Origin of the sequence: Citreicella sp. C3M06 (assembly GCF_018860705.1) — a bacterium.
Lineage (GTDB): Bacteria > Pseudomonadota > Alphaproteobacteria > Rhodobacterales > Rhodobacteraceae > Salipiger.
The window spans coordinates 32,919-46,247 of record NZ_JAHKQA010000053.1; the positions used below are offsets into that span (position 1 = coordinate 32,919).

The following is a 13,329-nucleotide window of genomic DNA, read 5'->3' on the forward strand; positions in this document are numbered from 1 at the left end:
AAGAGTCTGCCATGCGCAAGTTAACCGGAATCTCCCAAGCCGTCATCGGCCTCTGGCTCGCCATTTCGGCAGCCATCCATTTCTACTTCACCTTCGCGGGCTATCCAGAACCTCTCAGGCTGGCCGCTTTGCACCTCTTCCTTGCGGTTCCGCCCGTATTCCTGCTGTATCCCTCACATCAAGGCGCTCCGCATCACAGGCCGACCATTGACGACATGGCCCTAGCGGCCCTCGCCCTCCTGCCTAGCGCATACATCTACTTCAACACTTCCTACGTCTATTCTAGGAGTGCTTTCTTGGACGCCCTCAGCCCGCTGGAAACCGGGCTTGGTGTCCTGATGACCGTCCTGATCCTCGAGGCGGTACGTCGGGCTCTTTCCATCATGCTCTCGGCGCTGGTGCTGGCCGTTATCATCTACATGGCAATCTGCGACCAGCTGGGCGGCCTCTGGTACTACCGAGACCTGTCCGTTGGCGAGATCGTCGACATTCTCTACCTGATGAACGGTTCTGGCCTCTACGGCAGCCTGACTGGCATTTCAGCGACAATCGTTGCTGCTTTCCTCGTTTTCGGAGCGTTTCTGCAGGCCAGCGGTATGGGCCGGCTGTTCATGAACCTGGGAACTTTCTTGGCGGGCCGCTATACCGGCGGACCAGCCAAGGTCGTCGTGGTCGAGTCCGGCCTCTTTGGAATGACCAGCGGATCCTCCGTGGCAAATGTGGTGGTGACCGGCAACGTCACCATTCCCGAAATGAAGCGTATGGGGTTTCCACCGGCACTGGCCGGCGGAATCGAGGCGGCCTCGAGCGTCGGCGGGCTGATCATGCCGCCGCTGATGGGGGCTGCCGCCTTCGTCATGGCTGAGATGCTGTCGGTTCCCTATCTGTCGATCGTGTCGGCCTCGATCGTCGGCGCCGCTCTCTATTATCTGGGGATCTTTGTCTCGGTTCACTTCCAATCGCGCAAGCTTGGCATTGAGGCGCTGCCCAAGAATGAGATCGCAACCGTGCGGGACATCCTGCGCGACATCCACTTCGTGATACCTCTCGTGGTACTCATCGGATTGATGGCCCTACGCTTCTCGCCCTATTTCGCCTGCTTCTGGGCGACTGCGGCTCTTATCGCCACGACCTGGCTGCGATCCCATACGCGGATGGGGCCGCGCAAGTTGCTTGAGGCCCTGACCGAAGCCGGCGCGACGATCTCCACTGTTGCGGTGGCCGTGGCTGCGGCAGGGATCATCACTGCGGCGCTCACAAACACTGGACTGCTGCTTGCATTCACCGGGATCATCAAGTCTCTGGCGGGGGATTCACTGCTTGTGCTGGTGCTTCTTGTCGCGGTGTGCTGCCTTTTCCTGGGCATGGGCGTGCCGACCACACCGGCTTATATCGTGACTGCAGCCATCGGTGCTCCGTTGATTGCCGAGCATGGAGCTGCGCCGCTGCTCGCGATTCACCTCTTCATTCTCTATTTCGCGGTGCTCGCTGACGCGACGCCGCCGGTGGCGGCGGCCTCCTACGCAGCGGCTGCAATCGCGAGGGCGAACCCCCTTCTGACCGGTGTCCATGCATTCCGAATGGCGGTGGGCGGGTTCATCGTGGGCATCAGCTTCATCTTCGAGCCCGCGCTGACGCTCAGCGGCACTCTGTTCGAGACCCTCTCCGCCACCTTCGCCGTTTCGGCCGGGATCATGCTCATCTCTCTTGCGTATGTAGGTTTTGGCCACGGGCCGATCCCTCTTTGGTGGCGGCTCGCGCTGTTTGCCGGGGGAGCCGCCTCGGCGCTCTGGCACACCCAGCCCGAGCTGCTTCGCGGCGCCATCGGCTACGCGGTTTTCCTTGGCACCCTTTACCTGCCCAAGGTGCAGGAACGTCGCCTCAGTACGGCAGAATGAAACTCCCTTCACAATTGGAAAGACTGGCATGACGACTTCCAGAATCAGAACCTACTATGGTGTCTCCATTGGCATCCTGATGGTGAACTCCACATTCCAGCGTTACGTTGGCGATATCGGCAATGCCTCCACCTGGAACTTCCCGGTGCAGTACAAGATCGTGCACGATGCCGTGCCGTCGCGGATGACCGAGCTGCACGAAGCAAGCCTGCTGGACCCTTTCAAGCGCGCCGCCGACGAGCTGATCGAAGCGGGGGTCGACGGGATCACGACGACCTGCGGCTTCTTGTCAATCTATCAGAAAGAACTGGCAGACTACTGCTCCGTGCCGGTGGCGACCTCGTCGCTGCTTCAGGTGCCCATGGTCGAGCGCATGCTGCCGACCGGCAAGACCGTAGGCATCATGACCTACAACGGTGATGTCCTGAACGGGCCCTACCTGGATGCCGTGGAGGTTGACCGCGCCACGCCGGTTGCGGGCATCCCCCAGGACAGCAACTTCGTCCGCTGGATCAAGGAAGGTGACACTTCGGTTTCCTACGAAACGCTGAAATCCGAGGTTGTGGGCACCGCGAAGGACTTCGTCGCCGCCAATCCGGACATCGGCGCGCTGGTTCTCGAATGCACCAACCTTGCGCCGTTCTCTCACTGGATCGCCGAGGCGACGGGGCTGCCGGTCTATGATACGGTGACCATGGTCAATGCCTTCCAAGCAAGCCTCAGGCCTCGCGCCTATCCGATGTGGTGATCGGATGATCAGCGACTATCTGGTCGTCGGCGGCGGAATCGTCGGCGCAGCCATTGCCGAGGGGCTGGCGCGTGTGGGCGAGGACGTGGTGTTGCTTGACGAGGGTGACATCGCACTTCGCGCCGCCCGCGGCAATTTCGGCAATGTCTGGGTCCAGGGCAAGGGGGCGGGAGCGCCCCCCTACGCCAACCTGACCCGGCAAGCCGCACATGACTGGGCTGACCTGGCTGATCGGCTTGGCAGCGACACCGGCATTGACCTTCAGTTCAGGCAGCCTGGGGCCGCCTACATCTGCTTCTCGGAGGAGCAGCTCGACACCCGCGCAGCGGTGTTGGCCCGCTCCAACGAGGGGGCCGCGATTCAGTCCCGTTATGAAAGGCTGGACCGCGCCGCGCTGGCCGAACGACTGCCGGATATTGGCCCGTCGGTGGCGGGCGGAACATACTGTCCGGACGACGGCACCGCCAACCCGCTCCATCTGCTGCGGGCGCTGATCGCCTCGCTGCAGTCGCATGGCGGCCGCTACCTGCCGCACCGCAAGGTCGAGAAGGTCAACCGCGACGGCACGGGGTTCTCTGCGCAAACTGCCGCAGGAACCCTGATGGCAGGGCGGATCGTACTGGCTGCGGGCCTTGCAAATGCCCAGCTCGCGCCGATGCTGGGGCTGCGCGCGCCGGTGCGCCCGGTCCGGGGGCAGATCTTGGTGACCGAGCGGTTAGCCCCCTTCCTGGGCTGTGGCACGAACTTCATTCGGCAAACGGTAGAGGGCAGCTGCCTCTTCGGTGAAAGCTCCGAGGAGGTCGGCAACGACGACGGGACCACACTCCCGGTGCTGACCGATACGGTGAAGAAAGCCGTGGCCGCCTTTCCTGTGCTGGCAAACGCACGCGTGGTGCGCAGCTGGGGAGCGCTCCGGATCATGACGCCGGACGGTGTGCCGGTTTACCACTCCCGCGATGGGGCCTTTGCGGTCAGTGTCCATAGTGGTGTCACCCTCTGTCCTTTTCACACCGACGGGCTGATCACACACATTCAGGCCGGAAGCTTTGACGGGCCTGAATTTTCCTCCTTCCAACCGGAGCGCTTCGATGTTCAGAACAATTGAGATGCAGCCCCCCCGCCAGCTGGTCGAAATTAGCGTCGACGGCCGCCGGGTAAGCCTTCCGGAGGGCGCCAACCTTGCTGCCGCATTGCTGGGAGCCAATGCCTACCCCGCGCGTCGCACGCCGGCAGGGGGCGTCTCGCGCGCGCCTTTCTGCATGATGGGGGTCTGTTTCGACTGCCTTGCGGAAATCGACGGTGAGCCCAACCGGCAGACCTGCCTTACCACCGTGCGCGGCGGCATGACGGTACGCCGCCAGACCGGTGCAGCGCAGATTGTGGAGGGGCGGGGATGACACCATCTTGCGATCTCGCAATTATCGGCGCCGGTCCTGCGGGCATGAGCGCGGCACTCGAAGCGGCCACGTGCGGTCTGTCGGTTGCCGTCTTCGACGAGCAACCCGGTCCCGGGGGCCAGATCTACCGTAACGTCTTGGCCGAGCGCACCGCCGCCGGAGGCAAGGTGCTGGGCAGCGACTATCTTGCCGGGCGTGATCTGGCCGAGCCTTTCATGGCCGCGCCAATCCGGCGCGAGTTCCGCGCGACGGTCTGGCAGTATGACGAGACCGGGCTAAGCTGGACGGCCCCGGGCGGTGGCGGACGCATCACCGCGCGGCGGGTGCTTCTGGCCAGCGGGGCCATGGAGCGGCCGGTGCCCGTGCAGGGCTGGACCAGGCCCGGGGTCATGACAGCCGGCGCGGCACAGATCCTGCTCAAGACCGAAGGGGCCGTTGCCGACGGTGCGGTCTTCATCGGCAACGGGCCTCTGCTTCTGCTTGTGGCATGTCAGTACCTGCAGGCCGGTGTTCGGATCGGTGCTGTCCTGGAAGCTTCCGAGCCGGGCGCGATGCGCGGCGCGCTTCCACATCTGGGAGCGGCGCTGTGCAATCCGGGGCTGCTATGGAAAGGTGCGAAGATGCTGGCGCGGCTGCGTGCCGCCGGGGTTCGACATCACCGCAGTGTTCAGGACATTGTGCTGGACGGCGACGGGCCTGACGGCGCGCTCGCCGAGGTGCGCTGGCGTGACCGTCGCGGCAGCCACCGGATCGAGACGGCGCACGCCTTTCTTCATCAGGGTGTCGTGCCCAACATGAACGCGTCCATGTCCGCCCGGGCGGCACAGACTTGGGACTCCGATCGGCTTGCGTGGGCGCCGGTGCTGGATGAGTTCGGGCGCACCGATCTTCCCTGGCTTTTGGTGGCTGGCGATGCGGGCGGCATCGGCGGTGCCGCGGCGGCCGGGCCGGCCGGGCGCCTCGCAGCGCTTGCCGTCGCCTCGGATCTGAAACTGCTATCCAGCGAAGAGGCCACGCGCCGTGCCATGCCGCATGCACGGGAAAAGGAGCGGGCGTTGGCTCCGAGGCCATTCCTGGACAAGCTTTACCGGCCCGCCGTATCCGTTCGGGTGCCGCAGGACAATTCAGTGAAGCTCTGCCGCTGCGAGGAAGTGACACGCGGCACGCTGGCAGCCGCAGTGGCCGAAGGATGCCCCGGCCCGAACCAGTTCAAGAGCTTCAGTCGGGCGGGCATGGGGCCCTGCCAGGGCCGGTTCTGCGGCGGCACTGTTCAAGCTGTGATGGCGGACCTGTCCGGGCGCGAGCCTGCCGAAATTGGGTACCTGCGCCTGCGTATGCCAGTGAAGCCCGTCACGCTCGGTGATATAGCCGCAGCGGACGCGGCAACGGAGATTTGATCATGGATAATTTTATAGCTGCCCTGAAAGATCCGGCTGAAGTCCCCGAAATGTCGTCAGATCAGCCGCTTCCGGCGCAGATCGCGGGCTATATCCGCAACCTGATCATCCACGACATTCTCAAGCCCGGAGAGTCGGTTCGCGAACGCTTCATTGCCGATACACTGAATGTGTCACGCACGCCGATGCGTGACGCGCTCAAAATCCTGTCGGTGGAGCGGCTCGTAAAACTCTATCCGAACCGCAGCGCAGTGGTGGTGGACAACAGTCTGGAGGACATTACCGACATGCTGTCGGTCTATGTCGAGCTCGACAAGATGGCTGCCACCACGGCCTGCCGGATGGCAAGCGAGACCGATTTCCTTCGTATCGAGCGGCATATCGAAGAGATGCGGAAGGCTCAGGTAGAGCGCAATCGCAGCGAATATTTCCGCGCCAACCAGAATTTCCATTTCGCCATCGTCTCCGCAGCCCGCAACCAGACCTTGGCAGAAATGCACATGACGCTGAACCTCAGGCTCTACCGCGTGCGCTACCTGGCGATCCTGTCGCAGGAAATCTGGACAACGCGCGAGGACGAACACCGAGCCATGCTGAACGCCCTCAGGGCGCGGGACCAAGAAGAGCTGGCCATACTCCAGAAGGAACACTTCGCCGTGGCTTGGCGGCTCATCGACGACTGGTGCCGGTCCGCCGCGTCCTGAGGCCGGGCGTATCGCACCCCCAACAAGAAGACCCAGCATGTTAGTTCTGCCAGATTGTCCTATGGTTGCCACGCATTGGGGCACCTATCGCGGGGTTATGGAAAACGGTCGCCTATTGAGGTTGGACCCGATCGCGGAGGATCCAGCGCCGTCGCCGCTCGCCGCCGGTATGATCGAGGCGCTCGATGCTCCAGTCCGAATTCGGCGACCAGCCATACGGAAGTCATTCCTGGCCGCACGTGAAGCGGGGAAGATCATCACCGAGGGCGCTGGCCGCGGCTACGAGCCCTTCGTCGAGCTGCCTTGGGACGAAGCGCTCGATCTTGCCGCGGCTGAAATCGACCGCGTACGCAGCGCGCATGGAAACAGTTCTGTCTACGGGGGATCCTACGGCTGGGCGTCGGCCGGACGGTTCCACCATGCCCAGAGCCAGATCCATCGCTTCCTCAATTCCATAGGCGGTTACACACGGTCGGTTCAGAACTACAGCTACGCCGCAGCCGACACGATCGTACCCTACATTCTCGGCGACAAGAGTGGCCTGGTCAGTGGCCACACGCCATGGGACCGGATCGCCGAGCATACCGAGATACTGGTTGCTTTCGGCGGCTTGCCGGCGCGAAATTCCCAGGTCTCTTCAGGCGGCATTTCCCGCCATATTCTACCGGGGAGCCTATCCCGGCTCTCTGCACGCGGTGGCAAGGTCATCTCGGTGTCGCCGATACGCGATGATACCGATCCAGGCATCAGCAGCTGGATGCCGATCCGGCCCGGGACCGACACGGCGCTGATGCTGGGGCTCGCGTCGCATCTTCTTGCTACGGATCGCGCCGACCGCAGCTTCCTTGCAAGCCACACGGAGGGGTTTGCGGCGCTCGAAGCCTACATCACCGGCCACAGCGATGGCGTCGCAAAGACACCTGACTGGGCGGCGGAGATCACCGGAATCGGTGCGGAGGAGATCCGGGGGCTTGCCGAGCGGATGGCGGAAACCCGGTGTTTCGTCATGGTGGCGTGGTCCCTGCAACGTGCCGAAGGAGGCGAACAACCCTATTGGATGGCAGTGGCGCTGGCATCAATCCTTGGCCAGGTCGGCCAGCCCGGCGGCGGCTTCGGTTTCGGCTACGGATCGGTGAACGGCATCGGCAATAGCCGTGCGGCGTTTTCCTTCCCGTCGCTGCCGCAACTGTCGAATGGCGTAGAGGAATACATCCCGGTGGCGCGCATCGCTGATGCGCTGCTAAACCCGGGGGAAACCTATCCCTTCAATGGCGAGAACCGGACCTATCCGGACCTGCGTCTCGTCTACTGGGCTGGAGGCAATCCGTTTCACCATCATCAGGACCTCAATCGCCTGCGCAGAGCCTGGCAACGACCCGAGGCGGTGATTGTTCATGACAGTTGGTGGAACCCGCTTGCGCGGCATGCGGACATCGTCTTCCCGGTCACGTCTCAGCTCGAACGGAACGACATAGCCTTCTCCTCGCGCGATCATTTCGTGACACCGTCGCACGCCGTGGCAGTGCCGGCAGGTGAAGCCCGGGATGATTACGAGGTGTTTTCCGCGCTGTCGAAGCGCCTCAGCGCGGAAGATACCTTTACCGCCGGGCGCGATGTCGAGAGCTGGCTGCGACACATTTATGAGGGAGGCCGCGATGCCGCTGCAGCCGCAGGATACAGCCTGCCGGACTTCGAAGCATTCTGGCAGGCCGGTATGCAAGACCTGCCCGTGCATGATGATGGCGAAAGCGACCTGCTGGCCGCGTTTTGCGCAAATCCGGATGCTGCAGCTCTGGGAACGCCATCGGGGCGCATCGAGCTCTTCTCGCAACAGATCGCAACCTATGGCTATGCCGACTGTCCGCCACACCCGGCTTGGCTGCCACCCGACGAATGGCTCGGTGCGGAGGCGGCAGGGCGTCATCCGCTGCATCTGATTTCGAACCAGCCCAAGACCCGGCTGCACAGCCAGTACGACTTCGCGGGCATTTCCCGCGCTGCAAAGCACTCAGGCCGAGAGCCGATGCGGATGCATCCGGATGATGCAGCTGCTCGCGGTCTGGCCTCTGGCGACATCGTGCGCGTGTTCAACGATCGAGGCGCCTGCCTCGCGGCCTTGGAAACCTGTGACGCGCTTCTGCCTGGTGTAGTGCAGCTGTCCACAGGGGCATGGTTCGATCCGTCTCCGGCGATGCCAAGTGATGGCGGCCCGCCACTGGAGCGACAGGGAAACCCGAATGTCCTGAGCCAGGACAAGGGCGCCTCCAGCCTTTCGCAAGCGCCTTCGGCTCAATCCTGCCTTGTGGACGTCGAGGCATTCTCCGGGCCACAGCTGCCTGTAGAGGCCTTCGATCCGCAGCACATTGTTCCGCGCGGCTGAACCCGCGCAATCCCTGCCAATAAGAGGAAAAACATGAAACATTTCGACAACAACGGGCGTCGTTCGCGGGCAGTTCTGGCCAATGGCGTGCTTTACATGGGCGGGCAGGTTGCAGACGATTGGTCTGCGGATGCGGCGGAGCAGACCCGGCAGGCCTTGGCGCGTATCGATGCGTTGCTGGCCGAAGCCGGGGGCGACCGCAGCGCCGTCGTTTCGGCGACGATCTGGCTCAAGTCCATGGACGATTACAAAGCCATGAATGCAGTCTGGGACGGCTGGGTCAACCGTGACGCAGCCCCGGCGCGGGCTTGCGGTGTCGTGGAGATGGCTGATCCACGCATTCTGGTCGAGATCATCCCGACGGCCGTCCTGCAATGATGCGGATTCCGCTAATCGAGCGGTTCTGGTCAGCGGCGCCGCTTCTGCTGTCGCTGGCCAGTCTTTTCTGGGCGGGGAATTTCGTCGTTGGCCGGGCATTTGGCGGCGAGGGCACGCTCAGCCCGGTGGCGTTGGCATTCTGGCGGTGGGCGGCGGCTTTTGTGCTGGTGCTGTTGCTCGGGGGCGCGCGTGCATGGCGCGAACGCGCGGCTATTGCACGGTCGCTCCCGCTGCTGACGGCATACGCGCTCCTGTCGGTTACGCTCTACAATACATTGGTCTACGCCGGGCTGAAGTCGACGACGACGATCAACGCGCTTCTCTTGCAATCGACGATGCCGGTCATGATCCTGGTCTGCGGCGCAGCGATCTACCGAGACCGCATTGATCTTTCACGCGCGGGAGGCGTGGTGCTCTCTCTCGCAGGGGTCCTGCTGATCCTGTCCGAGGGCGACACCGCCGGGCTCGGCGCTCTGGAGTTAGGTAGGGGTGGCGGACTTGTCCTCGCCGGAGTTGCCGCCAATGCGATATACTTTTCGACGCTCCGCAGCCGTCCCGACCTGCATCCGATGACTTTTCTCGTGGCGATCTTCGGGCTGGGGACTTTTCTGTTGCTGCCTTTCTGGATCCAAAGCGGTGCGGCAGTGCCGCAGGGGGCGGTACAGCTCGCCGGGATCGGCTACTTGGCCCTGTGTGCGTCGCTCCTGGCGCTCCTGTTCTTCAACCGCGGCATCGCCCTGATAGGTGCGGGTCGTGCGGGGGTGTTCCTGCACTTGATGCCGGTCTTCGGTAGCCTTCTGTCCATGCTGGTCCTAGACGAGCAGTTAAGGCTATTTCATGCATTTGGGTTTGCGCTTGTCTTAAGCGGCGTTTTGCTCGCGACGCGAAGCGCGAAGAAATCCAGCAGCACTGCCACGTAGAGCCAGCCCTCTGCGGTCCAGACGCAGATGAAATCCGCGAGCTACTTCTGGTTCGCAGCCAAGGCCGCGAAGTCGCGACCCAGATTGTGGTGACGTGCACGGACGTGGTGCGAAAATCTGACTGATCATCGGCGGGAGCTACCCACCTGCTCTTGTGGGGTCGCCAACGTGACGGCACCTGCAAGGAGCATCGACGTCGCGTGAGTGCGATCCTGACAGAGACAGCACCAAACAGCAGGTCTGCCCACCGCGCTGAAGAAAGGCGACGCAGGATCGGGCTGATGCGAGGTTGCGGCCCGACCCGTCCGCGTTCGAGCGTTCTGCCTACGCAAGCGCCGCTCGGGTTCCAAAACGCTTGATCAGCAAACGAAATCAACCGATTATGGCGTCGAACGGCATACCACCTAGGTGGTGTCGACTTTTACTTATGCACGGCCAAGGTTATTTCGGGAGGAGCGTTTTTCATGGGCTACACGGTCTCTACCTGTCGCGACGATTATAACGAGGGCAGCTGGATCTATATACAGCTGACCTATCACTACAGCGAAGCCCCTTACCCCGAAATGATCACGCCCGACACCATCCTGGGCCCAAACTTCCCAATACTCGAATACTCCGACTACCTGCGGCTTGGTGGGTATACCGACGAGGTCAGTTTCGAAACCACAGTCCCCAAATACGGCTCGGTACGCGATCCCGACGAGGACTCCGATTGGGTTGATGGCAGCCCGGACGGCGACTGGTATGGCGATGATTATTACATGGCCTCGATCAGACAAATTTTCCTGAGCGCGCCCGACGCTTATGTCGATTGGATCGAGAACGACGGTTATCTGAATTCTCCATATTTTGACCGCGTCGAGAGTGGCTGGCAAGCGATGTGGCTCGAACCCGAACAAGTCGGCATGATGATCGGCGGAGCGGAAATCGTTTCCCATTGCACCGATCTGACCGAGAACCCAGTCGATCTGGGAAGCTTGCCCAAGGATGAGCTGGACCTGCTGATCGACAAGGAAGTGGTGGCCGACTACATTGATACCGTCGTCATCCATCAACCCAGCCTGCTGGAACGCGGCTGGGCCTTCATCGAAGAAACAGTCGAAGGCACCGTCGATAGCATCGTTACACGGTTTGATTCCCCCGAATATCAGTGGGAAGATATTCCCGATCTTTATGAGGACAGCGACTGGGCTAACACGGACCCAACCGCGACCGAAGAGACCGAGGGCAGCGGACTCGAATCCTACTACGAGACGGTCACCGATAGCGGCGCCTCCGGCCTGATGAACCTGCTCAAGGACAAGATCCGCGACGCCGGATACGCCAATCTGGCGGATCTGTTCGATAACGCGGGCGAGGCCAAAGAGTTGCATGATTTCAATCAGGATCTGATGGACGAGACCCTGCCGATGCTCGACAATTTCGAGATCGTCGACGGCGAAATGCGCAATATCGACACGCTGGAGGAGATGGAACAGAAGAACGAGTCTCTTCGTGACCGGGTGGCCGAGTATCTTGACGAGAACTTCCCCAGTCTTGGTGCTGTCTTCAAAGATCTGACCATAAGCTCGCGCCATTCCGACGTGAGCTACGAGATGACTTTCGACTCCACCACCCTGTCATCCGGCGACAGCCATTCGAACCGAGTTAGCTTTGGCGCTCAAGACGACCTCTATGCCGGTCAGGCCGGCGATGATATCCTGCTGGGCGGGCTGGGCAGTGACACACTGAGCGGCGGCGCAGGCGATGACTGGATCGCCGGCGGAGCGCAGGCCGACCAGCTGTCGGGCAATGCCGGCGCGGATGTGCTGTCAGGCGACTATGGCAATGACACGCTCTTCGGCGGCAATGGCTACGACACCCTCTTCGGCGGCCTAGGGGCGGACACGCTCTTCGGCGGCAATGGGAGGGACCTCGCATTCCTCGGCAATGGCAACGATATCTTCTTCGACAACTCACAAGGTGGCGCTCACGGTAGCGACACAGTGCGCGCTGGCGGCGGCAATGACACGATCGAAGGCGGCAATGGCGACGACACGTTCTTTGGTGACGGGGGTTTTGATCGCATCCAGGGACGACTTGGTAACGACCAGCTATTCGGCGGCGACAACGCAGATACGCTGTTTGGCGGCGATGGCAACGACACCGTGATCGGCGGAAATGGGACGGATCGCGCTTTCCTCGGAAATGGCAATGACGTCTGGTTTGACAGCGATGAGGTAACGTTTGGCGACGATCTGATCTTTGGCGCTGGGGGCAACGACACGATCCACCTCGGCGGCGGCAACGACACAGCGACGGGCGGCGCAGGGGCGGACGTCTTCATCGTCGCAGCGCAGATTAATGCCGACACGATCGCGGATTTTGGCACCGATGCAGACCGGCTGGAGATTGACGCTGGACTCTGGGGCGGAGCGCTAGACGAAGCACATCTTGATGCTCTGTCGAGCGTCGCCGACGGCAATTTGATGCTTGATTTCGGTGGTGGTAACACAATTTTGTTCGAGGGTCTTAGTTCAAATGCTGGCTTGCTGGACGACATCACATTGGTTTGATCCCACGACCTGCCCCCGAAACCGCCTACCGCAATGCCGAGACTGCTCTACCTCTGAACGAACAAGCAAATGCGTAAAGTCCATTTACCCAAAGCATTGACAATCGGTATGCATCAAGATCGAGTGGTCCTTTCCTGCGGCACAGGTCTGCCGCCCCCTTCATTGAGATCATCGGGGAGAATCGTCAGCTCAAGAGCGAAAGATTCCGGTGCTGGGCGTTTCCCTCAATGCGCTTCGAGGATTCCCGGAAGGCTTTGATCGGTACCGCACGAATTCCGCTTCCCTGAGTGCAACTGTCAACAAGTTCTTGAAGGAAAACGGCCTCAAAGAAACCGATGGTCACACCATGTAGGGCTGCGCCACGTGTTTGAAGATCGCATGCTGGAGGCCCGTATTGACCAGTGGATCCGTCGTGATCCTCATGGGACACGCGCTTGACGGAGTACGCTATGGTCAAGGTGGTTCGCTGACCGATGTGGCATCTGTCCGCGCGGCGATTTCGTTTTGAGGCCCGTTCTGGTGCTAGCAAGTAGCGCACGCGCCTGCGCCCCGTTGGCAAGGGCATCTTCTTCCTGTCGGATCTCTTCTTCGAGCCGTTCGAAAAGAGGCGCATAGACCGGATCGTCTATCAGCAAACAGACCACGACCTGCAGCGCCGTCTGGAGCCGGTTGAGGTCGTTCCCGGAATTCCGGGTCGAGGGCCTGTTTATGCGCGGATCAATGGTCATTGTGAACAAGCATGCAAAATTGACCCCGTGGTGGAGTGCGCCCTTTGGGCTGGACCAGTCAGGCGGCTCGTTTTGACCGGGGCGCGGCGTTTCTTTCTTCGAACTGGTTGGGGCTCAAGTAGCCGAGCGCAGAATGCAGCCTGGTGGAGTTGTAGACGTTGTCGATGAAGTTTGGCAAATCCGCTGCGACGTCTTCGAAGGTCGCGTATTCGGTCACATAGACC

At 61.7% G+C, this 13,329-nt stretch carries 11 protein-coding genes and 1 pseudogene; 10 read left to right on the forward strand and 2 right to left on the reverse strand.

What is annotated here, in order from left to right; genetic code table 11:
- Positions 1-11: 11 nt before the first annotated feature.
- From KO516_RS12625 to KO516_RS12665, 9 genes are all read left to right on the forward strand, one after another.
- Positions 12-1,898, forward strand: a complete 1,887-nt coding sequence (locus tag KO516_RS12625) for a TRAP transporter fused permease subunit (RefSeq protein WP_216004147.1) — start codon at positions 12-14, stop codon at positions 1,896-1,898.
- A gap of 28 nt (positions 1,899-1,926) precedes the next feature.
- Complete coding sequence (locus tag KO516_RS12630; protein ID WP_216004148.1) at positions 1,927-2,646, forward strand: aspartate/glutamate racemase family protein; 720 nt, start codon at positions 1,927-1,929, stop codon at positions 2,644-2,646.
- Positions 2,647-2,650: 4 nt separating this feature from the next.
- On the forward strand, positions 2,651-3,751 hold the full coding sequence (locus tag KO516_RS12635; protein WP_216004149.1) for an FAD-binding oxidoreductase: 1,101 nt from the start codon (positions 2,651-2,653) through the stop codon (positions 3,749-3,751).
- Positions 3,735-4,043, forward strand: coding sequence for a (2Fe-2S)-binding protein (locus tag KO516_RS12640; RefSeq protein ID WP_216004150.1), 309 nt, complete (start codon positions 3,735-3,737; stop codon positions 4,041-4,043). The genes KO516_RS12635 and KO516_RS12640 overlap by 17 nt, the downstream gene beginning before the upstream one ends.
- Positions 4,040-5,440: an FAD-dependent oxidoreductase gene (locus tag KO516_RS24635; RefSeq protein WP_216004151.1), complete on the forward strand. Its 1,401-nt coding sequence runs from the start codon at positions 4,040-4,042 to the stop codon at positions 5,438-5,440. The genes KO516_RS12640 and KO516_RS24635 overlap by 4 nt, the downstream gene beginning before the upstream one ends.
- A gap of 2 nt (positions 5,441-5,442) precedes the next feature.
- Complete coding sequence (locus tag KO516_RS12650; RefSeq protein WP_216004152.1) at positions 5,443-6,144, forward strand: GntR family transcriptional regulator; 702 nt, start codon at positions 5,443-5,445, stop codon at positions 6,142-6,144.
- 61 nt (positions 6,145-6,205) lie between these two features.
- Entirely contained in the window at positions 6,206-8,524 is a 2,319-nt protein-coding gene (locus KO516_RS12655; RefSeq protein WP_216004153.1) for a molybdopterin-dependent oxidoreductase, read from the forward strand.
- A gap of 33 nt (positions 8,525-8,557) precedes the next feature.
- Positions 8,558-8,902: a RidA family protein gene (locus KO516_RS12660; RefSeq protein WP_216004154.1), complete on the forward strand. Its 345-nt coding sequence runs from the start codon at positions 8,558-8,560 to the stop codon at positions 8,900-8,902.
- Positions 8,902-9,822 (forward strand): DMT family transporter, encoded by a 921-nt coding sequence (locus KO516_RS12665; RefSeq protein ID WP_252737583.1) that lies wholly within the window; start codon positions 8,902-8,904, stop codon positions 9,820-9,822. The genes KO516_RS12660 and KO516_RS12665 overlap by 1 nt, the downstream gene beginning before the upstream one ends.
- Here the strand turns inward: KO516_RS12665 and KO516_RS24765 are convergent.
- A pseudogene (locus KO516_RS24765) lies at positions 9,783-9,905 on the reverse strand (IS3 family transposase); the annotation flags it as partial. The gene KO516_RS12665 and the pseudogene KO516_RS24765 sit on opposite strands and share 40 nt — an antisense overlap.
- Positions 9,906-10,286: 381 nt before the next feature.
- Between KO516_RS24765 and KO516_RS12670 the strand changes: the two are divergent.
- A complete protein-coding gene (locus KO516_RS12670) occupies positions 10,287-12,377 on the forward strand; it encodes a calcium-binding protein (RefSeq protein WP_216004156.1) in 2,091 nt (696 codons plus the stop codon).
- 786 nt (positions 12,378-13,163) lie between these two features.
- Here KO516_RS12670 and KO516_RS12675 read toward each other — a convergent pair.
- Positions 13,164-13,322 carry an IS3 family transposase gene (locus KO516_RS12675; RefSeq protein ID WP_371742082.1) on the reverse strand — a complete coding sequence of 53 codons (159 nt, stop codon included), beginning with the start codon at positions 13,320-13,322 and terminating at the stop codon, positions 13,164-13,166.
- Positions 13,323-13,329 lie beyond the last annotated feature (7 nt).

Excerpts from the sequence above, each read along its gene's own strand:
- KO516_RS12625 (WP_216004147.1), top strand. The coding sequence starts at position 12 with ATGCGCAAGTTAACCGGAATCTCCCAAGCCGTCATCGGCCTCTGGCTC.
- KO516_RS12630 (WP_216004148.1), top strand. The coding sequence starts at position 1,927 with ATGACGACTTCCAGAATCAGAACCTACTATGGTGTCTCCATTGGCATC.
- KO516_RS12635 (WP_216004149.1), top strand. The coding sequence starts at position 2,651 with ATGATCAGCGACTATCTGGTCGTCGGCGGCGGAATCGTCGGCGCAGCC.
- KO516_RS12640 (WP_216004150.1), top strand. The coding sequence starts at position 3,735 with ATGTTCAGAACAATTGAGATGCAGCCCCCCCGCCAGCTGGTCGAAATT.
- KO516_RS24635 (WP_216004151.1), top strand. The coding sequence starts at position 4,040 with ATGACACCATCTTGCGATCTCGCAATTATCGGCGCCGGTCCTGCGGGC.
- KO516_RS12650 (WP_216004152.1), top strand. The coding sequence starts at position 5,443 with ATGGATAATTTTATAGCTGCCCTGAAAGATCCGGCTGAAGTCCCCGAA.
- KO516_RS12655 (WP_216004153.1), top strand. The coding sequence starts at position 6,206 with ATGGTTGCCACGCATTGGGGCACCTATCGCGGGGTTATGGAAAACGGT.
- KO516_RS12660 (WP_216004154.1), top strand. The coding sequence starts at position 8,558 with ATGAAACATTTCGACAACAACGGGCGTCGTTCGCGGGCAGTTCTGGCC.
- KO516_RS12665 (WP_252737583.1), top strand. The coding sequence starts at position 8,902 with ATGCGGATTCCGCTAATCGAGCGGTTCTGGTCAGCGGCGCCGCTTCTG.
- KO516_RS12670 (WP_216004156.1), top strand. The coding sequence starts at position 10,287 with ATGGGCTACACGGTCTCTACCTGTCGCGACGATTATAACGAGGGCAGC.